Consider the following 21,714-nt stretch of genomic DNA (forward strand, 5'->3'; position numbering starts at 1 on the left):
TCACATTCCTACTTTCTGTCTGTTTTCGTTGACGAGTGTCATAAAGCGGTCGAATAGGTCGTTGGCGTCATATGGTCCTGGCGCCGCTTCCGGATGATATTGCACCGAGAACGTCGGATGATGTAAATGTTTGATGCCTTCAATCGTCCCGTCGTTGACGGCGCGATGCGTCACGATGAGCGGCGTCTCAAGGAGCGACGTCTCGTCGACGGCGTAGCCGTGGTTTTGTGACGTGATCGTCACAGCACCGGTCTCAAGCTCGAGGACAGGATGATTGGCACCACGATGCCCGAACGGAAGCTTGAACGTGTTGGCCCCGCTCGCGAGCGCAATCAACTGATGGCCGAGACAGATCCCGAACATCGGGAGTTTTGGCATGAGTGCTTCGATCAGCGGGAGCGCCGTCGGTACGTCTTTCGGGTCGCCTGGTCCGTTCGAGAGCATGACCCCGTCCGGCTCATAGCGCATCACTTCTTCAGCCGTCACGTCGTGCGGCAAGACGACGACTTCACAGTCGCGCTTCAACAATTCGCGCATGATCCCGAGTTTGGCCCCGAAATCGATGAGGGCGATCCGGCGGCCGCTCCCGGTGCTGACGTAAGCCCGTTTTGTCGAGACACGTGCCACTTGATCGGTCGGGAAGCTCGCTTCAAAGCGCATCGAAACGTCTGCCCACGTCGACTCACCGTCGATCAACACGCCGCGCATGACGCCGCGTGAACGAAGGTGACGCGTCAACATGCGCGTATCGACACCTTCTAGACCTGGTATTCCGAAGCGTTCGAGCGTCTCCGGCAACGTCGCCGTCGAGCGGAAGTTCGACGGCAGATCACACGCTTCTTTGACGATGAGCGCTTTTGCCATCGGGACGGTCGTCTCAAAGTCTTCACGGTTGACGCCATAATTCCCGATGAGTGGATTCGTCAACACGATGAGCTGGTCACAATAAGACGGGTCCGATAAAATCTCTTGGTAGCCGGTCATTCCCGTTTGAAAGACGACTTCCCCGATCGTCTCGGCGTTCGCGCCGAACGCCTTGCCTACAAATGCTGTCCCGTCTTCAAGCCATAATGTTCGTTTCATCGAATCTCCCCTTATATACGATTTCTCCGGCCACGATCGTCACGACCGGCCAACCTGTGAGTCTTTTCCCAGCGAACGGTGTGTTCTTCCCTTTTGACGCGAACGTCGCCGGGTCGACCGGACGCACCGTCTCCGTATCGATCAGCGCGAGGTCCGCCGCCCGGCCGTCTTCAATCACGCCGTAAGGCAGACCGAACACCTCGCTCGGTCGTCTCGTCATCCAGTCGATGAGCGCCGCCTCTTCCATTTGTTCCGTCTTGACGAACGTCGTGTAAAGGAGCGGGAACGCCGTCTCGAATCCGGTGATGCCGAACGGGGCGCGCTCCATCCCTTGTGCTTTCTCTTCAGCCGTGTGCGGGGCGTGATCGGTCGCAATCAAATCGATCGTCCCGTCGAACAGCCCTTCTAAGAGCGCCGCGCGGTCGTCTTGGCTCCGCAGCGGCGGATTCATCTTGAAGTTCGGATCTAACCCCGGGATGTCGTCTTCCGATAAGACGAGGTGGTGCGGTGTCACTTCCGCCGTGACGTGGATTCCGGCCCGTTTGGCGTCACGGATGACACGGACCGATTGACGTGACGACACGTGACAGACGTGATAGTGGCAGCCCGTCTCTTCGGCAATCAACACGTCACGGGCGATATGGATGCTCTCGGCGAGACTCGGGATGCCTTGGATGCCGTGCGTCTCACTAAACTTCCCTTCATGGACCGAACCGGCCTTGAGCGTATTGTCTTCGCAATGGGCCACGACCGCTTTCCCAAGCCGTTTCGCTTCCCTCATCGCTTGACGCATCATCGCCGCCGACTGCACGCCGACTCCGTCGTCTGTGAACGCGAACGCGTCCGCAAGTGACGGCATATCGACTTGTTCGACACCGAGCTGCCGTTTCGTGATCGCCGCATACGGGAGCACGCGGACGCTGGCGTCCCGCTCGATCCGAGCGAGCATGTCATCGAGCGTCGCCCGGTCGTCCGGGACCGGCCGTGTGTTCGGCATCGCGCAAATCGTCGTGAACCCTCCGGCCGCAGCCGCAGCCGTCCCGGTCTTGATCGTCTCTTTCGCCTCGCCACCCGGCTCGCGCAAATGGACGTGGACGTCGACGAGACCTGGGATCAACAGCTTCCCGTTTGCGTCAATCACTTCGTGTCCTTCGGTCGTCCCGTCGTAATCGACCGAACGGATCGTACCGCCTTCGATCAACAGATTGCTCGTCCGTTTCGTCTTCCCGTCATACCACGTTGCGTGTTGAATAATCATTGTTGTCCCCCTAATGCTCGATTTAAGATGGCCATCCGTGCGTAAACGCCGTTCTTCATCTGTGGAAAGATGCGCGATGACGGATGTTCGATCAAACTGCCGGCGATCTCGACGTCCCGGTTGACCGGAGCCGGATGCATGATGATGGCGCCTTGTTTCATCCGCTCGACCCGCTCGACCGTCAAGCCGTAGCGCGCATGATAGTCTTCTTTAGAAAAGATGTCACCCATAATGTGGCGCTCGTGCTGAACGCGGAGCAACATGACGACGTCGCAGTCCGGTAAGATGTCGTCAAGGTCGCGGTGCGAAAGCCCCATCGAACCATCCCACCACGATTCCGGGCTACAACCGACGACATTCGCCCCGAGCCGTTTCAACACGCCTGCGTTCGAGCGGGCGACCCGGCTATGGACGAGATCGCCGCAGATGGCGATATTCAAGCCTTCGAACGTCTTGAACTCTTCATAAATCGTGACGAGGTCGAGCAGCGACTGTGACGGGTGTTCCCCGCTCCCGTCCCCGCCGTTTAATACTGGGATTGTCAGCTTCTCGACGAGCTCATGGTAGTATCCCGCTTCAGGATGGCGGATGACGAGCGCGTCGACCCCGATCGCTTCAAGCGTCTTGCACGTGTCGTATAACGTCTCGCCTTTCGTCACCGATGACGTCGCCACGTCGAACGGGATCTCTTGGATGTTCAAGTGCCGCTCGGCCATTTGAAACGAGTTTTTCGTCCGCGTCGAATTTTCGAAGAACAAGTTCGCGACCGTCTTCCCGTCAAACAGCGGCGGCATGTCCCCTTGTTTGTAGCGGAGCGACTCTTCGATCATCCCCATGATCTCTTCGAGGGTGAGCGTTTCTAAGCTGACAAAATGGTTCGGTTGTTGTTTGATCAAATTCATGTTCGTCTCCTCCTTTTGTTTGGAGGCAAAGAGAAAAGGCGTCTCTTCACCTACGTGAAGGGACGCCTTCATTTGGGTAGACTGCACCCAAATAAACGAGCCTTCACTTTGCCGACCTCACGGGATCGAATTAAAAGTTACTTGCCTGTTTCGTTTCTTCAGTTGTATCGACCGAAGCCGGTTCGACTTCTTCTTTCGGCAACACCGCGTTCAAAAGAATACCGACGACCGTCGCGAGCGCCATCCCTTGGACTGGGAAGCTACCGAGTTGGACCATCGCCCCGCCGAGGCCGACGACGAGAATGACCGAGGCGATGATGAGGTTGCGTTTCTCGGCGAGGTCGACGTTGCTGTCGACCATCGTCCGCAGTCCGTTCGAGGCGATGACACCGAACAAGAGGATCGAGATACCGCCTTTGACCGGATTCGGGATTGTCGAGATGAACGCCTCGACGTGACCGAGGAAGCCGAAACTGATGGCCATGAGCGCTGCTCCCGCGATGACGTAGACGCTGTACACTCTCGTGATCGCCATGACCCCGTTGTTTTCACCGTACGTCGTACACGGCGGTCCACCGAGCGCTGAGGCGACGGCTTTGCCGACGCCGTCGCCGAGGAGCGTCCGGTGCAGGCCTGGATCTTTCATCGTCTCGCGTCCGATGATTTTCGACGTGACCATTTGGTCGCCGATGTGCTCCGTCATCGTGACGAGCGCGACCGGGACGATGGCGAGGAGTGCCCCGACTTGCCACATCGGCATGTAGTCGACGAACACCATCGTGAAGTCAGGCAGTTGGAACAGGCTCGCTTGACCGATGGCCGAGTAGTCGATGATGCCGAACATGGCGGCGATGGCGTATCCGCCGACGATGCCGAACAAGATTGGAACCGCGCCCCATACTCCTTTTAACTTTGTCATCGCGAGGATCGTGATGCCGAGCGTGAGCAGGGCGACCGTGATGAACGTGCCGTTATACGCTCCGTCGCGGTTCATCGACATGTCGATGGCGACCGGTGCGAGCGATAAGCCGATGACCATGATGACCGGACCGACGACGACCGGCGGCAACAGTCGTAACAACCAACCGACGCCCGTCTTAAAGATGATGAGCGACACGACACCGTAGACCGAACCGGCGATAATACCGCCGAACAGTGCGGCTTCGACGCCCCATTGCTGGCTGACCGCGATGATCGGTGCGATGTAGGCAAAACTTGACCCGAGATACGTCGGGACTTTGAATTGGGTGATGACTAGGAATGAGAGCGTGGCCACACCGGAAGCGACGAGGGCGACGGACGTGTTCAGTCCGGTCAAAATCGGGACTAAGATCGTCGCTCCGAACATGGCGAAGACGTGTTGCAAGCTGAAGAGCAGCCATTGCGGCAAGTGAGCGGGACGCTCGTGGATGTTGAGGATGGGGGTTTTCATAAATAGTTCTCCTTCCTGGCCTCTCTGGACCACCTTAAAGGTTTTGGATTTATTGCTGTTGGATGTACACTTCGTCTGTCGTGTCGACTTCACTGAGTCGGACCACGACTTGTTCTGTTTTCGATGTCGGGACGTTTTTCCCGACAAAGTCCGGGCGAATCGGCAACTCGCGGTGCCCCCGGTCGATCAAGACGGCGAGTTGGATGTAATCGGGCCGACCGTGGTCGACGAGTGCGTCCATGGCGGCTCGGACCGTCCGTCCCGTGTACAAGACGTCATCGACGAGGACGACCGTCTTGCCATTGATATCGTGCGGGAGTTCGGTTGCTTTCACTTCTGGGTCGAGCGACTTCTTCGATAGGTCGTCCCGGTAGAGCGTGATGTCTAAGTTACCGAGCGCGATCGGTTTTCCTTCGATTTCTTCGATGCGATGGGCGAGTCGGTCGCCGAGCGTCTCACCGCGCGTTTTGATCCCGACGAGGACGACGTTGTCCGTTCCTTTGTTGCGTTCAATGATCTCATGGGCGATTCGCGTCAAGGCGCGTCGGATCGCGGCTTCGTCTAGTATGGTCGAGCGTTTCATATGATTCCTCCTCTCGTAATCTATAAAAAAAGAAGACTTCCTCATCCGGCTGGAAAGGAAGTCTTCACGAAGGCAAACGAGTGCCGTATATGATAGACGGTTGTGGCCGCGGCCACGATCCTTTCACAGCCTCTCTGGACTGGGTTTAAAGGTGTTATGCTTTCTAGACTATAAATCTGAATCGGTTGAAAGTCAACGTGTTTTCTCGATTTTGTCCAATTTTGCGAGCTCTGCCTCGAAGTCGGTCGGGAGTGCCGCCTCGAACTCGAGCCATTCGTTCGTCCGCGGATGATGGAAGCCGAGCGTGGCTGCATGGAGCGCTTGCCCGTTCAAATCGATTGTCCGACGCGGTCCGTATTTCGGGTCTCCGGCAAGCGGATGGCCGATATAGCGCATATGGACACGGATTTGATGCGTCCGTCCTGTCTCGAGCTTGCACTCGACGAGCGTGAAGTCTTTATAGCGCTCGAGCAGACGGAAGTGTGTTACCGCTTCTTTCGCATTCTTGTCTGTCACCGTCATGCGCTGACGATCGTTCGTGTCGCGCCCGATCGGCGCCTCGATCGATCCGAGCTCATGGACGAGCTCGCCGTGGACGAGTGCGACGTATTCGCGTTTGATCGTTCTGTCTTTCAACTGTTGCGCGAGTGACTCGTGCGCCATATCGTTTTTCGCGACCATGAGCAGTCCCGTCGTATCTTTATCGATACGATGGACGATACCCGGACGCTTCACACCATTGATGCCTGAGAGGTCGTCACAGTGATATAACAGCGCGTTGACGAGCGTTCCAGACGTATGACCAGCCGCAGGGTGCACGACCATGCCACGTGCTTTGTTGACGACGATGACATCCTCGTCCTCGAACACGACGTCGAGCGGAATATCTTCGGGGAGGACTTGGAGTTCGACGGCTTCTGGCACCGTCACGACGACTTCGTCCCCTTCTTGCAGTTTATAGTTCGGCTTCACGAGTTGACCGTTGACGAGCAGATCCCCTGCCTTAATCCAGTCTTGGATTTGCGAACGTGACCAGTCACTTCGTTCGCTCATCCATTTATCGATCCGTGCCTTTTCTTCGGCGACAAATGTGTAAGTTTCCATTACGATTGTCCCCTTTCTTTGTTTAATTTTTCTTCGAACAAGACGCCGATGATCATAAAGATGACCCCGAACGTGAGTGCCATATCGGCGACGTTAAAGATTGGGAAGTTGTAGCCGAACGGGTACGTGTCGACGAAGTCGACGACCTCGCCCCGGAACAGACGATCGATAAAGTTGCCGATCGCTCCGGCGAGCAGTAAGCCGACACTGTAGCCGAGCAGTTTGAACCCATTCACTTCTTTATGCAAGAAGTAGATCAGACCGACGACAACGACGGCGGTGACGACGAAGAAGAACACCATCTGTCCTTCGAGCATGCCCCAGGCCGCGCCTCTGTTGCGGTACGATGTCAAATAGAGCCATCCTGGAATCAATTCGATCGATTGACCGATCGTCATCGTCTGGACGACGATCCATTTCGTCACTTGGTCGAGCAAAATGAGAACGACTGCTAATCCGTAATAACGTTTCATCAAATTCTCCTTTCAAGTCATAAGAAACCGGAGTGGACTGTGCGCCACTCCGGTCCGGCTCATGCGATGACTTCTGTACAGCGCGGGCAAAGTTCTGGATGATCTGCGTTCTGACCAAGTTCGGTCGAATACGTCCAACAGCGGGCACAAGCGGCACCGTCTGCTTTCGCGACGCTGATCTTCGCCGTCGCGTAGTCGACGTCGGCCGTATCGACGTAGTCGAGTTGTGACACTTGCAGGAGTTGACGAACGTTATCGATCGTATCGAGCAGCGCTTTCGTCTCACCCTTCGGTGCGACTTGAAGTTTTGCTTCGAGCGGTTTCCCGATCAACTTCTCGCCGCGGGCGATCTCGATCGCTTTCAAGACGTCGTCGCGGAACGTGAGGAATTTCGACCATTTCGCGAGTAATTCCGTCTCTGCTTCCGTGAGCGGCGCCACTTCTTCAAGGTCCGACAAGAAGACGCTATCCGCCGTCTTGGCCGGGATTTCTTGCCAGACTTCGTCCGCCGTATGCGGGAGGATCGGGGCAAGCAGCTTCGTCAACGTGATGACCGCATCATACATGACCGTCTGAACGGCACGGCGACGCGCATCGTTTTCACGTTCGATGTAGAGGATGTCTTTCGTGAAGTCGAGATAGAACGACGACAATTCGTTGACACAGAAGTTGTGGCTCATGTGGTAAACAGCCATAAAGTCGAACGTATCGTACGCTTTGACGACTTTCGTCTGAAGTTGTTTCAGCTTCGTCGCCATGAAGCGGTCGGCTTCCGGCATATCTTCGAACGCGACGCGCATCGACGGATCGAACCCGTTCAAGTTACCGAGCAAGAAGCGTAACGTGTTACGGATCTTCCGGTATACTTCTGACACTTGTTTAAAGTTGTCATGCGAGGCGCGGACGTCTGACTGATAGTCCACAGACGCGACCCAAAGACGTACGATTTCAGCACCGTACTGTTTCACGAGGTCGTTCGGTGCAATCGTGTTGCCGAGCGATTTCGACATCTTCCGGCCGTCGCCGTCAAGGACGAAGCCGTGACTGAGGACGTTGCGATACGGTGCTTTGCCGGTCGTCGCGACTGCAGTCGACAGTGACGAGTTGAACCAACCACGGTATTGGTCCGAACCTTCTAGGTACAGGTCGGCCGGACGGCGCAAGTTGTCGCGCTGTTCGAGCACGCCTGCGTGTGACGAACCTGAATCGAACCAGACGTCCATGATGTCGACTTCTTTACGGAACTCGCCGTTTGGACTGTTCGGATGTGTGAAGCCGGATGGCAACAAGTCTTTCGCCTCGCGCTCGTACCAGACGTTTGATCCGTGCTCATGGAACAAGTTGGCGATATGGTCGATCGTTTCGTTCGTGATGATTTCCGTTCCGTCTTCTGCGTAGAAGATCGGGATCGGCACACCCCATGCCCGCTGACGGCTGATGACCCAGTCGCCACGGTCACGGACCATGTTGAACAGGCGCGTCATGCCCCATTCCGGTACCCAGTTTACTTCTTCGATTTCACGCAACATGTCGCTGCGGAAGTCTTTGATCGAAGCGAACCATTGCGGTGTCGCCCGGAAGATGACCGGCTTTTTCGTACGCCAGTCGTGCGGGTACGAGTGCTTGATGAATTTGAGCTTCAACAAGTTGCCATTTGCTTCGAGCTTCATGCCGATCTCTTTGTTCGCATCTTCATAGAACAGTCCTTCAAAGCCTGGTGCTTCGTCCGTCATATACCCACGGTCGTCGACCGGGCACAACACGTCAAGTCCGTACGCTTGGCCGACACGGTAGTCGTCTTCCCCGTGGCCAGGTGCGATATGGACGCAGCCTGTCGCTTCAGCCGTGACGTGGTCGCCAAGGATGAGGAGTGACGTCCGGTCGTAAAGCGGGTGCTGTACCGTCATGTGTTCGAACTCGCGTCCGTTCCAAGAACCGCTCACTGAGTACTCATCCCAGCCGAGTGCTGTCGTCACTTCTTCGACGAGCGTCTCGGCAACGATATACCCTTTGCCATCGTGTTCGATCCGTGTGTATGTCAGCTCATCGCTGACAGCGATCCCGAGGTTGGCCGGAATCGTCCACGGTGTCGTCGTCCAGATGACGAAATGGTCGGTCGTCCCGAGGACGCCTTTGCCATCGACGACTTGGAACGCCACATAGATGGCTGGTGATTTTTTGTCATAGTACTCGATTTCCGCCTCAGCGAGTGCCGATTCAGAAGACGGTGACCAATAGACCGGTTTTTTCCCTTTATAGATGTATCCTTTTTCAGCCATCGTGCCGAACAGGCGGATTTGCGCCGCTTCATATTCAGGCTGGAGCGTGATGTATGGATTGTCAAAGTCAGCGAGCAGTCCGAGACGCTTGAACTGTTCACGTTGTGAGTTCACTTGCTCCATCGCGTAAGCGGCACATTTTTCGCGGAACTCGGCGACAGTCATCTCTTTACGGTTGACGCCTGCTTTTTGAAGCGCGTTCTCGATCGGAAGACCGTGTGTGTCCCAACCTGGGATCATCGGTGATTGATAGCCGTTCAACGACTTGAAACGGACGATGATGTCTTTTAACACTTTGTTGAGTGCATGGCCCATATGGATGTCACCGTTGGCGTACGGAGGTCCGTCATGTAGAATGTATTGCGGCTTTCCTGCATTCTTCTCTTGGACGCGGTTGTACAAGTCCATCTGCTCCCAAGCCTCGTGCATTGCTGGCTCGCGCTTCGGCAAATTTCCACGCATCGCGAATTCTGTATCAGGCATCAATAATGTGTCTTTGTAGTTCATTGAAACTCCTCCTGCATCTTTTTTGAAAAACAAAAAAAACCCGCCCCTAAATAGGGACGAGTTCATCGACTCGCGGTACCACCCTACTAATCTCAAGTAGACCTTGAGACCGCTCTCGGTAACCGATAACGAGGTCAAGCGGTCACGCTTACTCAATTCAGCATGACACTCATAGGGGATACCAAATAAAGTCTTTCTCTTAGGCTTGCACCTTCCCTAAGTCGCTTCGTAGGTGTGACTTTATTGACGTGTCCTAATCAACGTATTGTTTATTATCCGTGATGTTTGTTTGGTGTGACTTCGTCGTCATTATACGCAAGTTCACTCGTATCGTCAAGAACCGTCTGGACAGGCGGCTCTCCGACAATCGTGTCCCATTCGGTACTATTTAGAAGTTCCATCTGTGCGTCGACGAGAACACGGAACCGGGTCCGGTACAGTTCGACTTTTTTCAACATTTGAATGACTTCACGCTCTGCCATCTGCTCTTTACGCGACGCTTCCTCTTCTCGGGCGAGCGCTTCGCGTTCAGCCTGCTTCAAGATGAGGCTGGCTTCTTTGGCCGCATTGGTCTTGACTTCTTCTGCCGCCTCTTGTGCGACGATAATCGATTTATTCAACGTGTCTTCCATCGAGGAGAAGTAGTCAATACGGGCTTGCATATCGTTGACGAGTTCTTCGTACCTTCTATTTTCACGAATCAATAGCTCAAACTCTTTAATGATTTGATCTAAAAATTCATTGACCTCATCGATATCGTACCCGCGAAAACGAGTCGAGAACTCTTTGTTATGAATATCAATCGGTGTCAACGCCATTCGACTTTCCTCCTAAATTCAACGTATGATGCCATACTGGATTTTTATTTTCTCACGCTTTGTCGAGCCGAGGATTGCCGTCAATTTGACACGACCGTAACCCCGGATTGAAACCAAATCGTCTGGTTCGAGTAAAAAGCTCGCGTCCGTGATCGCTTTATGATTGACTTTGCAGTCACCATGTTTGACGAGCGCCTGTGCTTTCTGGCGCGACAGACCGAGCACCTCGCTCACGACCGCATCAAAGCGGAGTGAGGAGACGATGCCAAACTCGTCGCTCCATTTGACTTCTGGGACGGTCAAAATCGATGCGGCCGGCACATCAGACAGCCGCACCCGGGCTTTGCCGACGCGATCCACGTTCATTTCGATGAATCCAGCCGCATCAGCCGTCGTCGCGAACTGAGCGATCCCGTCAGCGAGGACAACATCGCCAAACTTTTGCCGCTTCAGGCCCGCGTTAAGAAGCGTGCCTGTCACTTGGCGGTGGGTCAAGTCGACAAACTTCGTCGGATAATCGATTTGAAGAATCTTGACTTCAAAGTCGTTCACGTCGAGCTCATAGTAGTCGGGCGTCAATAAAAGCCGTTTCCGCTCAGCTCCAGGGAAACCGCCGTCCTCGTAGATGGCGAGCCGTTTGCCAACGAGTTGCCTGACGATTTGTTGCTCACGTGGGTCTAAAAAATCCGTCAATTTAAACAAGTAGTTGTCCTCGACTTGTCGCACCCAGTCGAGCACTTGCTCGACAAACGGGCGTTCATTCGGTCGATAATGATCGAAGACGCTCATTTACAGACCGAAAATCGCTCGCACTCCTGCTTGCGCCATACGAAGCACGAACAGGGCGACGATTGGAGAAATGTCGAGCATACCGCCGATTGGCGGGATGATCCGACGGAACGGGTTAAGAAACGGCTCACACAAGTATGTCAAAATCTGTCCGAATTTTGATTCTCTCGCATTCGGGAACCACGATAATAAAATATAGGCAATCAAGACCCAACTATAATATCCAAGAAGCGTAACAATCGTATTGCCTAATGCAGGGATCGCATTTTCCATTCATTTACCACCCTTTACTGTTTAGTTCGTCCTCCGAAATCAAATTCGAAATCGATCCAGTCAATTCGATATTGTTCGGAGCACATAGAATCGTGTTATGTCCAATCGACGTCATCGTTCCTTCTAGGGCGTAAACGACACCCGACAAGAAGTTTACAACTTGACGAGACTGCTCTTTCGACATGCGCTGAAGGTTGACGATGACGGCACGATTTTCTTTCAACTGGTCGCCAATATCTTGTGCCTCGGCAAAGACGCGCGGTTCGGCAAGAACGACTTTCGAACGTTCTTTCTTCTTCGTGTTTAGCGCGACGAGGTTGTTCGATGGTTTCGGACGCTCCTCGGTTTTGACGAGCGCATCAGTCGTCGGTTGAGTGTTCGTCTCTGCGACAGCATACTCTTCCCCTTCATACGCGTGATTCGGATCTTCCTCAAGTCCAAAGAAGTCTTTCATTTTGTTTTTGATTGACATAACGGATTCCTCCTTAGAATATATTATTGCACAAGTACGGTCCCAATACGAACAAACGATGCGCCTTCTTCGATTGCCAACTCGTAGTCGTTAGACATACCCATCGACAATTCGTTGCATGGTGCATGTTCGAAGCGATTTGCCGCGACGCGGTCGCGCAATTCGCGTAAAGCACGGAATGTTTCACGGATCACACCTTCATCTTCTGTGAACGGAGCCATCGTCATCAGTCCGATGACCCGAATATGGCGATACTGTCTACAGTTCTCGATGAACGGGATGACTTCCTCTTTTTCAAGCCCATGTTTTGACGTCTCGCCCGATACGTTCACTTGGACGAAACAATCGATGACACGGTCGGACCGTTTGTCAATCTCTTCGGCGAGCGATAATCGGTCGAGCGAATGGATTGCGGCAACATGATCGATGACTTGTCTCACTTTGCGCGTCTGTAGACTGCCGATAAAATGGAACTTGGCGTCCGACGGCATCGCATTGACTTTCTCGAGCAAGCCTTCCGGACGGTTCTCACCGAAATCACGGACACCTTCTGCGTAAAGCGCGTTCGCGACGTCGACACCGACCGACTTCGTGACCGCGATGAGCGTCACCGCTGTTTCCGATTGAAGGTTCTCAATATTCTGTCTCACTTGTTTGACGTTATCAGCTATGCTCACAATTTCTTCTCCTTGACGAGGACGGCGGCAAATCGACGCTTGGCGTCTCCGTTCCGATAAGAGAAAAAGTCTCGATCGGAAGCGGTCGACAAGTTCGACTGCTTGACGTCCATGTTTCTTTCGACAGCGAGTGTCTCATTGACTCGTTGCAATGACAGATTCGCATGACGTTCTGATTCGTTATACACCGAGGCCGCATATGCTTCGGGCGAGACGGCATTTACGGCATCGAGGACACGGCGGTCGACTTCATAATGCTCGGCCGTGATGGCCGGTCCGACGTACATCTCGATGTCGTGTTCCGGAACCCCGAGCCGAGCGAATTCGTCCGCCATCGAAGACACGATGTTTCCGACCGTCCCTTTCCACCCGGCATGAGCCATGCCGATGATTCCGTGATCTTTCGCACAAAAGAACAACGGGACGCAATCGGCGAACACGAGAGCGAGTGGCAAATCGGTAGCGGTCGTGACGAGTCCGTCAGTCGCTTGAATCGCCTCATCGTATCGATAGGCGCCTTTGCCCTTGTCCGCTTCGTCGACGGTCGCGACACGCGTCCCGTGCACTTGATCGGCCCAAACCGAATCGATGAGCGACAAGTTTGCTTCGGTGAAGAAACGTTCCCGGTTGGCAATGACTTGTTCCGCATCATCGCCGACGTGCAAACCGACATTGCCTTCATTGTGTCCATCCGTCCGAGTCGTCACATAAGCCAGATAGCGATACGCCTCGGTTTCCCATGTATGTATGAGTTGCATACCAGTCTCCTTTTTTTTAGAAAAAGGGGGTGCCGAGAACGGCACCCCCTGTTGTTTAGTTACGGCGTTGTCTTACGAACGCTGGGATGTTGATCGTCTCGTCTGGGACGTCCCCACCATAGACTGGTCTATGGAAGTTCCCTTCTTCTTGTTGAGCAGGTTCAGTCGGTTTCGGTTGAACTTCTTTGTTCGCCTCAGGCTCCGCTTGTTTCTTCGGTTGCTGAAGGAACGGGTTCGTGCCTTGTGACTCTTCCGCAAACTCAGTCGCGATGACAGTGACGATGATCTCCTCGTTCAAGTTTTCGTTGATGACCGAACCAAAGATCAAGTTCACTTCTTCATCAGCGGCGCTTTGAACGATTTGAGCAGCCTCTGTTACTTCATACAAGCTGAGGCTGAGTCCACCTGTAATGTTCATCAAGACACCTTTCGCGCCTTCGATTGAAGACTCGAGCAGTGGAGATGAGATCGCCTTTTTCGCTGCTTCGATGGCACGGTTTTCACCAGTCGCCACACCGACACCCATGAGCGCCGATCCTTTTTCCGTCATGATCGTTTTCACGTCGGCGAAGTCAAGGTTGATCAAACCAGGGATGGCGATCAAGTCTGTGATCCCTTGGACACCTTGGCGAAGCACGTTATCCGCTTCGCGGAACGCTTCGATCATCGGCGTGTTCCGCTCGACGATTTCAAGCAACTTGTCGTTCGGGATGACGATGAGTGTATCGACTTTTTCTTTGAACGCTTGGATTCCGTGTTGCGCATGCTGCATCCGTTTGCGTCCTTCGAACATGAACGGTTTCGTGACGACACCGACTGTGAGCGCTCCGATTTCTTTTGAAATCTCAGCGATGACTGGTGCAGCGCCCGTACCTGTTCCCCCACCCATACCGGCAGTGACGAAGACCATATCGGCACCGTCAAGTGCTTCGATCAATTGCTCACGGCTTTCTTCAGCCGCTTTCTTACCGATGTCCGGGTTCGCACCGGCACCAAGGCCGCGTGTCAATTTAGCGCCAAGCTGAAGCTTGACGTCCGCTTTCGACATATTGAGTGCTTGTGCGTCTGTATTGACCGCGATGAACTCGACACCTTGCACTCCGTGCTCGATCATTCGGTTGACGGCGTTTGAACCACCACCACCGACTCCAATTACTTTAATTTTTGCTACGGCGTCAATCGCCTCATCAAAGTACATCATTTCAGGTATCCCCCTACGTAATTTCCAATTGTTAACACATCATCAGCTTACACGCCAAATAATTTTTCCATTAAACGCCCGAATCCATTTTTAGATTCGCGCTCTGTTGTTTCAGGCTCGTCATCACGATCGATGTCGCGTTCTGTCCCGCCAGTTGGTGTCGGAACAGTCACGCGCTCATCTGGCTTCTCAAGTTGCGACTTCGAGACATGATGGTCGCTCATGAGCACATACTTGAGAACACCGACAGCCGTCGCGTATTTCGGATGTCTGACACCAATCGACGAAGGTTGGTAGAGTCTTGTCTTTTGACCCATGACGCGCGTCGCCAATTCCTGGATGCCAGGCAAGGCAGCCGCTCCGCCACAGAGGAGATAACCTCCGCTGAGCGGTGGAACACCTACCTTTTGCACTCTATTCAACACGAGTGTGAACATTTCCTCTATTCGCGCCTCTAAAACGTAACTAATTTCTGTTTGTGGCTCGAATGCCACTTCCCCATTAATATTCGTAAATGAGAATCCTTCAGAAGCGTCCGCCATTTCTTCGAGCGCGAGTCCGTATTCTTCTTTCGCCACTTTTGCGTCTTGGTACTTACAGTTGAGTTTATATACCAAGTCTCGCGTCATGTGGTCCCCGCCGACTGGGAGGATATACGAGTAGACGAGATCACCGCGATAAAATACAGAGACGGTCGTCTTTTCGTGTCCGATGTCGACGAGGCCGATCCCAAGGTCGATTTCATCGACGGAAGCAGCACTCATTCCGAGCGCCAAGTTACCGAGTACAAATCCTTCTAGCGTAAGGCCTGCCCGTTCAATCGAACGACGGATGCTATGTAGGACCGTTTTTGAACCCGTTACCATTTTCCCGTGCATCTCTAACCGGTAGCCGAGCATACCACGGGGATCGACGACCCCTGTCTGTTGGTCGACTGTGAACGACGTCGGGATGACATCGATGACGCTCATCTCATCCGGCAAACGCATCACTTGCGCCGAATTGATGACTTCGATGACGTCGACGTCCGTGATTTCTTGGTCTTCTCGTTTCACCGATGCGATCCCATGACACGGGGCAATTTGGATATGTTCCCCTTCGATGGCAACATATACCGAACGAACTTGATCACCGAGCGCCGCTTCGGCATGTTCGACGGCTTGCTTAATGGCTTGAACCGTTTTATCGATGTCGACGACGGCGCCACGTTTTACTCCTGCAGACGGGGCGCACCCCTCCGCCAAAATGTTAAGCGTTCCTCCGAGCAATTCGCCCACGACGAGCTTAATTTCTGACGTTCCTATATCCAATGCGGCAACATAACCGTTCGCTTCCAAAAGGGAAACACCTCCGCGCTTAAATTTCTGTTTCTGAATTTCCGTTACATTGTTACAGATATCCAAAAATATTGATAGGTCCGGCAAGATATCTCACGTCTAAGTTTACAACAAATAACATAGTGAGAAAAGGTAGAATCCTACAAATTAAGCGGTTTTGGGGTGTCAATTCGATTACAAACCATAAAAAAACAGTCCTTACGTGTCTAAGGACTGTAAAAAATCAGATTATTCTTTCGTTTTTTCGTAAGGGACGAAATAAAAGCCTCCGTCCATGACGACGGTTCCGCGTTGACCTTTTGGGATGTTTTCAAAGATATCCCCGTATTTTGAGACGGTTTGGCTCAGTTTGAACGTCGGTGTGAGCAACGTGTTTCCATCGTTCATATAAATCTCATACCGGACTGGTTCATCCTTTTTTTTCGAAAAGACGATTTCAGACATCCGGGCCCGCATCGCGTCATCGACTTGCTCGAGTTCACTTGCCACTTTCTCGAGCTCGGCGACGTCCGTGAACTCACGTAAGAGCGGACCATCCTGCAACTTCTCCGGATCATCGATTTGTCCGGTCGGGTGAAGTGATCCGTCTGCGAGCACGACGACTTCTTCTGAGTCGTTTCGCGAGTAGGCGATCATCTTCTCTTCCTCGACGTCCACGGTGACGATGTTATACCAAGACCGATCGACTTTGACGTCCCGCACTCCCGGGAGTGCGCGAATCGTCTGCTCGATGTCGTTCGGAGAGATGCGAACAATCTTTGAAGACGTGTCGAGATCCGTTCCCTCAAGGACGTAAGCTTCAGTCAACCAGTCGAGTCCGGACACATTCACTGCCTTCACGTCAGAAACCGACGTCTGCATATAGACGACGAGTGCGATGAGCACGGCAAACAAGAGTAGAATCGTCGCCAAGCGTCGATTCGCTTTTTTGCGCCGTTGGTCCTTCATATACGGAATGCGATCTTCCAAACTGCGAACGGTATTCTGACGCGTCTCCATTAACTTCTCTCCTTTATCGGCTTACTTCTTCAACAAGATCGGCGAGTGATTCCGCGGCGTGCGGGAATCCTAATCGTTTCGATGCTGCGGCCATCTCGTCATGGTGATTCAAGACGTGACGGATCGACGCGACGAGCGTGGCGCCTGTCAACGCTTGCTCTTTAATCAGCTCAGCGGCACCGCTCTCGACGAGCGCCGACGCATTTTTCGTCTGATGATCCGCTGTCACGTAAGGGCTCGGGATTAAAATGCTCGGCAAACCGAGCGCAGTCAATTCCGAGATTGTCGAAGCACCGGCCCGTGAGACGACGAGACTCGCACAGGCGAGGAGTTCTGGCATATCGTAGACGTAGGGCAAGATTTGGACGTTATCTGAGCTCGGCGCTTTGGCGACGACATCGTCAAAATGCACTTTTCCGGTCACATATAAGACGTTCACAGGTTCAGTCGCGAGTTCCGGGATCGCCTCGATGACCGCTCGATTGATCGCTTCCGCCCCACGGCTGCCGCCATAGATGAGAACAATCGGTCGTTCGTCAATCCCGTACTCGGTGCGCAGTTTCATCTCGTCTGCCGTTGTCTTCAAGACCTCACTACCCCGTGGATTCCCGATGACTTGCACGTTCGCCCCTGGGAAATGTTGTTCAGAACCGGCGAACGACAGCGCCACACGATCCGCTTTTTTAGACAAAAACTTATTCGTCAGTCCCGGGATGCTGTTTTGTTCATGCAAAATCGTCGGAATACCGAGCAGTTGGGCAGTGAAGACGACAGGCCCGGACACGAAACCGCCCGTTCCGATGACGACGTCAGGTCGGAACGCTTTCATGTCTTTTCGCAATGCGAGAACCGATTGGACGAACCGATAACCCGTCTTGACGTTCTCAATCGAAAGCGACCGTTTCAAGCCACTGATTCGAATCGATTTGAACGGGATACCCGCTCGCGGTACGAGATCGGCTTCAAGCCCGTTCTCGGTCCCGATATAGAGCACCTCTAAATCGGTATGCCGCTCTTTCAACGTATCGAGCAGAGCGAGCGCCGGATAGATGTGACCACCCGTCCCTCCACCAGAAATGATGACTCTCATCGGTTTGCCTCCTCATATGCGTTCACGAGCTTGACGAAATGTTCGCCTCGTTCTTCAAACGTCTTATATTGATCCCAGCTCGCACAGGCCGGCGACAGCAAGATCACGTCGCCTGCAACGGACTGTTCAAACGCGAGCGGCACCGCCTCGTCGAGCGTGGCGACGGCTTGCGCCGGAATATTTTCTGATTCACTTAACGTTTTGAACCGTTCAGCCGTCTCGCCGTAAGCGATGACAGCTTTCACCCGTTTCATCGCCGGAACGAGTGATGTCAGGTCGGCTCCACGTTCGAGCCCGCCACATAACCAAACGATCGGTGCTTCGAAACCAGTGAGCGCCGCCTCGGCAGCGACGTTGTTCGTCGCTTTTGAATCGTTGTAGACGTGACGGCCAAGCACACGGCCGAGGCTCTCCGTCCGATGAGCGACGCCACCGAACGTGCGCAAGACGTGCTCGATATGATCACTCGGGATGTCAAATGGCTCGATCAACAAGAGCGCGGCCAATACGTTCTCGACGTTATGGGCGCCTCCAAGCGCAAGTTCTGACACCGGCATGATCCGTGCGCCATGCAAAGTGATCCATCCTGAATCGACATGCGCGTCACCGGCTTCATAGCCAAACGTTTGAGCCGAAAGTCCAGTCGGCACTCGCTTCATGACTTCTCGATCCTCTCCTTTGACGACGACCCGGTCTGAAGGCGTCATGTTTTGGAACAGATTCGCTTTCGCGTCAGCGTACGATTCGAAGTCACCGTGATAGTCAAGATGAGCTTCTGACAAGTTGAGCAGTGCTGCCGAGCGGGGATGGAACGCTTCCACTCCCATCAGCTGAAAACTCGATAGTTCGATCACGATCAGGTCGCCCGGCGCGGCTTGCGTCGCGACTTCGATGGCCGGAAACCCGATGTTCCCCGCCACGTGGACGGGACGTTCGCCACCTTTTAACAGCTCATGGACGAGCGTCGTCGTCGTCGTTTTACCGTTCGACCCGGTGATGGCGACAAAATCTGCCTCTGTTGCCAAATAAGCGAGCTCGACTTCCGTATAAATCGGGATGTGACGCGCAATCGCTTCTTCTAGTAACGGGATCTGATAAGGGATACCCGGATTCTTGACGATCAGTTCAGCTTCGTCTAACAGTTCAAGCGGATGCGAGCCGAAGACAGTTTTTACGTTTAGCGCTTCAATCTTTGCCCGCTCTGCTTCTGTTGGCTCACTGCCCGTATTGATCACTACGTCTGCGCCGACCGCCTTTAAATAGGCGGCAGCTGCGATACCGCTCCGAGCCGCCCCGAGTACGAGGACTCGCTTACCATTCCACTGTTGATTCATGTCTTCCACCATCCATTACATGAGAAGTAACGACAATACTGCCGTGATCAAGCTAATTCCACTGAACGTCAATACGATGCGCCATTCTGACCAGCCGACCATCTCGAAATGGTGGTGGATCGGACTCATCTTAAAGATTCGTTTCCCCGTCGTTTTAAACGAGATGACCTGCAAGATGACACTGAGCGTCTCGATGACAAAAATAATACCGACGAAGACGAGTAATAATTCAAGTTTCAACATGAGGGCGAGACCAGCGACCGCTCCGCCTAAAGCGAGCGAACCCGTGTCACCCATGAAAATTTTCGCCGGGTATTTGTTAAAGACGAGGAACCCAAGGAGTGCTCCGACCGTACTAAACGCAAACCAAGCGATGCCGACTTCGTCTTGTCCTAACGCATAAATTCCAAAGAACGCAAACGTCGGGATGGCCGAGAACGAAACGAGACCGTCCAAACCGTCCGTCAAGTTGACGGCGTTCGAGAAACCGACGAGCCAGAAGATGACGATGGCGATGTAGAACCAGCCCGTATCAAACGCGATCGATGTGAACGGAATGCTGATTGTTGTGTCGAGCCCGCCGCCAAGTGATAAGAACCAAACGAACAACACCGAGACAATGATTTGGCCAATCAACTTTTGGAGCGATGTCAATCCAAGGTTGCGTTTGTTGACGACTTTAATGTAGTCGTCAAGGAATCCGATGATCCCGAACGCGAGCGTGACGAACAAGAGCGTCCCGAACCCGGCGACCGCTTCTCCAAACACGATCGAAACGAGAAAGCCGACAAGAAGTGCGAGTAGGATGACGATCCCGCCCATCGTCGGTGTCCCTGATTTCTTTTGATGCCAATCCGGACCCTCGTCCCGGATCTCCTGACCAAACTTTAAGTTACGAAGCGCCGGGATGGCCCGCGGCATGACGACCAATACGGTCAATAATGAGCTGATTAAGACGATTAAACTGATTAACATATTCGTACCTCACTACTCTATTTATTGGACTAAGCGCTCAAGCGCAAGTCCTCGCGATGCTTTTAACAATATCACAGTCTGTGGCCGTTGATAACTGCTGAGGAGTGCTTTCGCTTCCTCTACCGTTGGGACCATCGTCACATTCACGCGCGGGTCACTGATCCCTTGTGCGATCCATTTCGCTTTGTCGCCGATCAGCACGCAATCGGTCACAGGCGCCGTGATGACGTGGCCGACACTCTCGTGCTGGGCCTGTTCATCTGTTCCGAGTTCGTACATATCCCCGAGGACGAGGACACGACGGCTAAAGCCTTCTAACGTTTTCACCGTCTCGATGGCGGCAATCATCGATGTCGGGCTCGCATTGTAGGCGTCATTGATCAAATGCGCGTCACCGAACATTTGCTTCTCCATCCGCATCGATGTCAATTGAACCCGATTCAGACCGCGTTGGATCGTCTCGTGATCAAGACCTAATTTGAGTCCGCACGCGATCGCATACGCCGCATTCCGGATTTGGTGGGCTCCGAGCACTTTTAACTCATAAAACTCGTTATTGTAGCGGAAAATCGAGGCGTCAAACGTCGATTCGACGACTTCAAGTTTCCCATCCGCCGTCGCGTCGTAACCGACTCGATAACCTTCGTTGGCCAAAAGCGGCTCGTCGGCATCGACGATGAGCACCCCGTCCGGTTTGAGCCCGGCTTTAATCTCAAGTTTTGCTTTAGCGATCCCTGAGCGACCTCCGACTTGTTCGCCGTGCGACTCGCCGATGTTCGTCACGAACGCGACGTCAGGCTTGGCAAGTTTCGATAACAACTCGATTTGACCGAATCCGTTCATCCCCATCTCGAGCACCGCGACTTCCGTATCACGAGGCATTCGCAGTACGGTCAGCGGCAGACCGACGTCCGAGTTGAAGTTTCCAGCCGTCTTGTGCGTTTTGAACTTTTCCCCGAGAACGACGGCAACCATGTCTTTCGTCGACGTCTTGCCATTTGAACCGGTGATCGCGACCACGAACGGATCGATTTCAGCCAAGTATCGTGCCGCCGCTTCTTGCAGCGCCTTTAGCGGTGACTCGACAGGAATCGCCACAATCCCTTCCGGCAGCGGACGTCCCTGCTCCCAAAACGTCACGATTGCGCCTTTTTGGACGGCCGCATCGATGAAGTCGTGGCCATCGACGCGAGCCCCGATGATCGGCACGAACAATCCGTCCTCATTACCGTCCCTCGAGTCGGTCGCGACATGACGGACCTCACGTGTGTCGTCCGTCTCCATCCCAAACCAAGAAGCAAGTGTTTGTATCGTTAACTGTTCCATCCTTATTTCCTCCTGTGACAAAGGAAAAGAGAGCCGAGGCCCTC

The 21,714-nt window shown here is 53.6% G+C and carries 21 protein-coding genes and 1 other annotated feature; all 21 genes read right to left on the minus strand.

Annotated features, from left to right (window positions below):
• A complete protein-coding gene (locus EVJ29_RS05065) occupies positions 1-1,083 on the minus strand; it encodes a carbamoyl phosphate synthase small subunit (protein ID WP_071399567.1) in 1,083 nt (360 codons plus the stop codon).
• Positions 1,061-2,341: a dihydroorotase gene (locus tag EVJ29_RS05070; protein WP_131504772.1), complete on the minus strand. Its 1,281-nt coding sequence runs from the start codon at positions 2,339-2,341 to the stop codon at positions 1,061-1,063. Before EVJ29_RS05070 ends, EVJ29_RS05065 begins: the two co-directional genes overlap by 23 nt.
• On the minus strand, positions 2,338-3,243 hold the full coding sequence (locus EVJ29_RS05075) for an aspartate carbamoyltransferase catalytic subunit (RefSeq protein ID WP_131465316.1): 906 nt from the start codon (positions 3,241-3,243) through the stop codon (positions 2,338-2,340). Before EVJ29_RS05075 ends, EVJ29_RS05070 begins: the two co-directional genes overlap by 4 nt.
• A gap of 130 nt (positions 3,244-3,373) precedes the next feature.
• Positions 3,374-4,675 carry a uracil-xanthine permease family protein gene (locus EVJ29_RS05080; protein WP_131465318.1) on the minus strand — a complete coding sequence of 434 codons (1,302 nt, stop codon included), beginning with the start codon at positions 4,673-4,675 and terminating at the stop codon, positions 3,374-3,376.
• Between the two features lie 49 nt (positions 4,676-4,724).
• On the minus strand, positions 4,725-5,258 hold the full coding sequence (gene pyrR, locus EVJ29_RS05085; RefSeq protein WP_070327547.1) for a bifunctional pyr operon transcriptional regulator/uracil phosphoribosyltransferase PyrR: 534 nt from the start codon (positions 5,256-5,258) through the stop codon (positions 4,725-4,727).
• A 192-nt stretch (positions 5,259-5,450) separates the two neighbouring features.
• Entirely contained in the window at positions 5,451-6,362 is a 912-nt protein-coding gene (locus tag EVJ29_RS05090; protein WP_070327548.1) for an RluA family pseudouridine synthase, read from the minus strand.
• Positions 6,362-6,835, minus strand: a complete 474-nt coding sequence (lspA, locus tag EVJ29_RS05095) for a signal peptidase II (RefSeq protein ID WP_070327549.1) — start codon at positions 6,833-6,835, stop codon at positions 6,362-6,364. Before lspA ends, EVJ29_RS05090 begins: the two co-directional genes overlap by 1 nt.
• A gap of 59 nt (positions 6,836-6,894) precedes the next feature.
• A complete protein-coding gene (gene ileS / locus EVJ29_RS05100; RefSeq protein ID WP_131443391.1) occupies positions 6,895-9,621 on the minus strand; it encodes an isoleucine--tRNA ligase in 2,727 nt (908 codons plus the stop codon).
• A gap of 49 nt (positions 9,622-9,670) precedes the next feature.
• Positions 9,671-9,891: a binding site (T-box leader), on the minus strand.
• 2 nt (positions 9,892-9,893) lie between these two features.
• Positions 9,894-10,439, minus strand: coding sequence for a DivIVA domain-containing protein (locus tag EVJ29_RS05105; protein WP_016509011.1), 546 nt, complete (start codon positions 10,437-10,439; stop codon positions 9,894-9,896).
• Between the two features lie 18 nt (positions 10,440-10,457).
• On the minus strand, positions 10,458-11,228 hold the full coding sequence (locus EVJ29_RS05110; protein WP_070327551.1) for a YlmH family RNA-binding protein: 771 nt from the start codon (positions 11,226-11,228) through the stop codon (positions 10,458-10,460).
• Positions 11,229-11,501 carry a YggT family protein gene (locus EVJ29_RS05115; protein WP_070327552.1) on the minus strand — a complete coding sequence of 91 codons (273 nt, stop codon included), beginning with the start codon at positions 11,499-11,501 and terminating at the stop codon, positions 11,229-11,231.
• Between the two features lie 4 nt (positions 11,502-11,505).
• Complete coding sequence (locus tag EVJ29_RS05120) at positions 11,506-11,973, minus strand: cell division protein SepF (RefSeq protein ID WP_070327553.1); 468 nt, start codon at positions 11,971-11,973, stop codon at positions 11,506-11,508.
• A gap of 23 nt (positions 11,974-11,996) precedes the next feature.
• Complete coding sequence (locus EVJ29_RS05125) at positions 11,997-12,650, minus strand: YggS family pyridoxal phosphate-dependent enzyme (protein WP_070327554.1); 654 nt, start codon at positions 12,648-12,650, stop codon at positions 11,997-11,999.
• Positions 12,647-13,408 carry a peptidoglycan editing factor PgeF gene (pgeF, locus tag EVJ29_RS05130; RefSeq protein ID WP_131465324.1) on the minus strand — a complete coding sequence of 254 codons (762 nt, stop codon included), beginning with the start codon at positions 13,406-13,408 and terminating at the stop codon, positions 12,647-12,649. The genes EVJ29_RS05125 and pgeF overlap by 4 nt, the downstream gene beginning before the upstream one ends.
• A gap of 55 nt (positions 13,409-13,463) precedes the next feature.
• Positions 13,464-14,609 carry a cell division protein FtsZ gene (ftsZ, locus tag EVJ29_RS05135; protein ID WP_070327556.1) on the minus strand — a complete coding sequence of 382 codons (1,146 nt, stop codon included), beginning with the start codon at positions 14,607-14,609 and terminating at the stop codon, positions 13,464-13,466.
• A gap of 47 nt (positions 14,610-14,656) precedes the next feature.
• Complete coding sequence (gene ftsA / locus EVJ29_RS05140; RefSeq protein ID WP_236633399.1) at positions 14,657-15,919, minus strand: cell division protein FtsA; 1,263 nt, start codon at positions 15,917-15,919, stop codon at positions 14,657-14,659.
• A gap of 255 nt (positions 15,920-16,174) precedes the next feature.
• Positions 16,175-16,945, minus strand: a complete 771-nt coding sequence (locus tag EVJ29_RS05145; RefSeq protein ID WP_070327558.1) for a cell division protein FtsQ/DivIB — start codon at positions 16,943-16,945, stop codon at positions 16,175-16,177.
• 13 nt (positions 16,946-16,958) lie between these two features.
• Positions 16,959-18,035, minus strand: coding sequence for an undecaprenyldiphospho-muramoylpentapeptide beta-N-acetylglucosaminyltransferase (gene murG / locus EVJ29_RS05150; protein WP_131456281.1), 1,077 nt, complete (start codon positions 18,033-18,035; stop codon positions 16,959-16,961).
• Positions 18,032-19,369, minus strand: a complete 1,338-nt coding sequence (gene murD, locus EVJ29_RS05155) for a UDP-N-acetylmuramoyl-L-alanine--D-glutamate ligase (protein ID WP_236633400.1) — start codon at positions 19,367-19,369, stop codon at positions 18,032-18,034. The genes murG and murD overlap by 4 nt, the downstream gene beginning before the upstream one ends.
• A gap of 15 nt (positions 19,370-19,384) precedes the next feature.
• Positions 19,385-20,344 carry a phospho-N-acetylmuramoyl-pentapeptide-transferase gene (gene mraY / locus EVJ29_RS05160; protein WP_070327561.1) on the minus strand — a complete coding sequence of 320 codons (960 nt, stop codon included), beginning with the start codon at positions 20,342-20,344 and terminating at the stop codon, positions 19,385-19,387.
• Positions 20,345-20,365: 21 nt separating this feature from the next.
• Positions 20,366-21,670 carry a UDP-N-acetylmuramoyl-tripeptide--D-alanyl-D-alanine ligase gene (locus tag EVJ29_RS05165; RefSeq protein WP_201738979.1) on the minus strand — a complete coding sequence of 435 codons (1,305 nt, stop codon included), beginning with the start codon at positions 21,668-21,670 and terminating at the stop codon, positions 20,366-20,368.
• Between the last annotated feature and the right edge of the window lie 44 nt (positions 21,671-21,714).

The sequence above is a fragment of the Exiguobacterium sp. SH4S7 genome (assembly GCF_004336795.1).
In the GTDB taxonomy this organism is placed as follows: Bacteria; Bacillota; Bacilli; order Exiguobacteriales; family Exiguobacteriaceae; genus Exiguobacterium; species Exiguobacterium aurantiacum_A.

Coding starts and splice junctions, on each gene's coding strand:
- EVJ29_RS05065 (WP_071399567.1), bottom strand. CDS start 1,083: ATGAAACGAACATTATGGCTTGAAGACGGGACAGCATTTGTAGGCAAG.
- EVJ29_RS05070 (WP_131504772.1), bottom strand. CDS start 2,341: ATGATTATTCAACACGCAACGTGGTATGACGGGAAGACGAAACGGACG.
- EVJ29_RS05075 (WP_131465316.1), bottom strand. CDS start 3,243: ATGAATTTGATCAAACAACAACCGAACCATTTTGTCAGCTTAGAAACG.
- EVJ29_RS05080 (WP_131465318.1), bottom strand. CDS start 4,675: ATGAAAACCCCCATCCTCAACATCCACGAGCGTCCCGCTCACTTGCCG.
- pyrR (WP_070327547.1), bottom strand. CDS start 5,258: ATGAAACGCTCGACCATACTAGACGAAGCCGCGATCCGACGCGCCTTG.
- EVJ29_RS05090 (WP_070327548.1), bottom strand. CDS start 6,362: ATGGAAACTTACACATTTGTCGCCGAAGAAAAGGCACGGATCGATAAA.
- lspA (WP_070327549.1), bottom strand. CDS start 6,835: ATGAAACGTTATTACGGATTAGCAGTCGTTCTCATTTTGCTCGACCAA.
- ileS (WP_131443391.1), bottom strand. CDS start 9,621: ATGAACTACAAAGACACATTATTGATGCCTGATACAGAATTCGCGATG.
- EVJ29_RS05105 (WP_016509011.1), bottom strand. CDS start 10,439: ATGGCGTTGACACCGATTGATATTCATAACAAAGAGTTCTCGACTCGT.
- EVJ29_RS05110 (WP_070327551.1), bottom strand. CDS start 11,228: ATGAGCGTCTTCGATCATTATCGACCGAATGAACGCCCGTTTGTCGAG.
- EVJ29_RS05115 (WP_070327552.1), bottom strand. CDS start 11,501: ATGGAAAATGCGATCCCTGCATTAGGCAATACGATTGTTACGCTTCTT.
- EVJ29_RS05120 (WP_070327553.1), bottom strand. CDS start 11,973: ATGTCAATCAAAAACAAAATGAAAGACTTCTTTGGACTTGAGGAAGAT.
- pgeF (WP_131465324.1), bottom strand. CDS start 13,408: ATGCAACTCATACATACATGGGAAACCGAGGCGTATCGCTATCTGGCT.
- ftsZ (WP_070327556.1), bottom strand. CDS start 14,609: ATGATGTACTTTGATGAGGCGATTGACGCCGTAGCAAAAATTAAAGTA.
- EVJ29_RS05145 (WP_070327558.1), bottom strand. CDS start 16,945: ATGGAGACGCGTCAGAATACCGTTCGCAGTTTGGAAGATCGCATTCCG.
- murG (WP_131456281.1), bottom strand. CDS start 18,035: ATGAGAGTCATCATTTCTGGTGGAGGGACGGGTGGTCACATCTATCCG.
- murD (WP_236633400.1), bottom strand. CDS start 19,369: ATGAATCAACAGTGGAATGGTAAGCGAGTCCTCGTACTCGGGGCGGCT.
- mraY (WP_070327561.1), bottom strand. CDS start 20,344: ATGTTAATCAGTTTAATCGTCTTAATCAGCTCATTATTGACCGTATTG.
- EVJ29_RS05165 (WP_201738979.1), bottom strand. CDS start 21,670: ATGGAACAGTTAACGATACAAACACTTGCTTCTTGGTTTGGGATGGAG.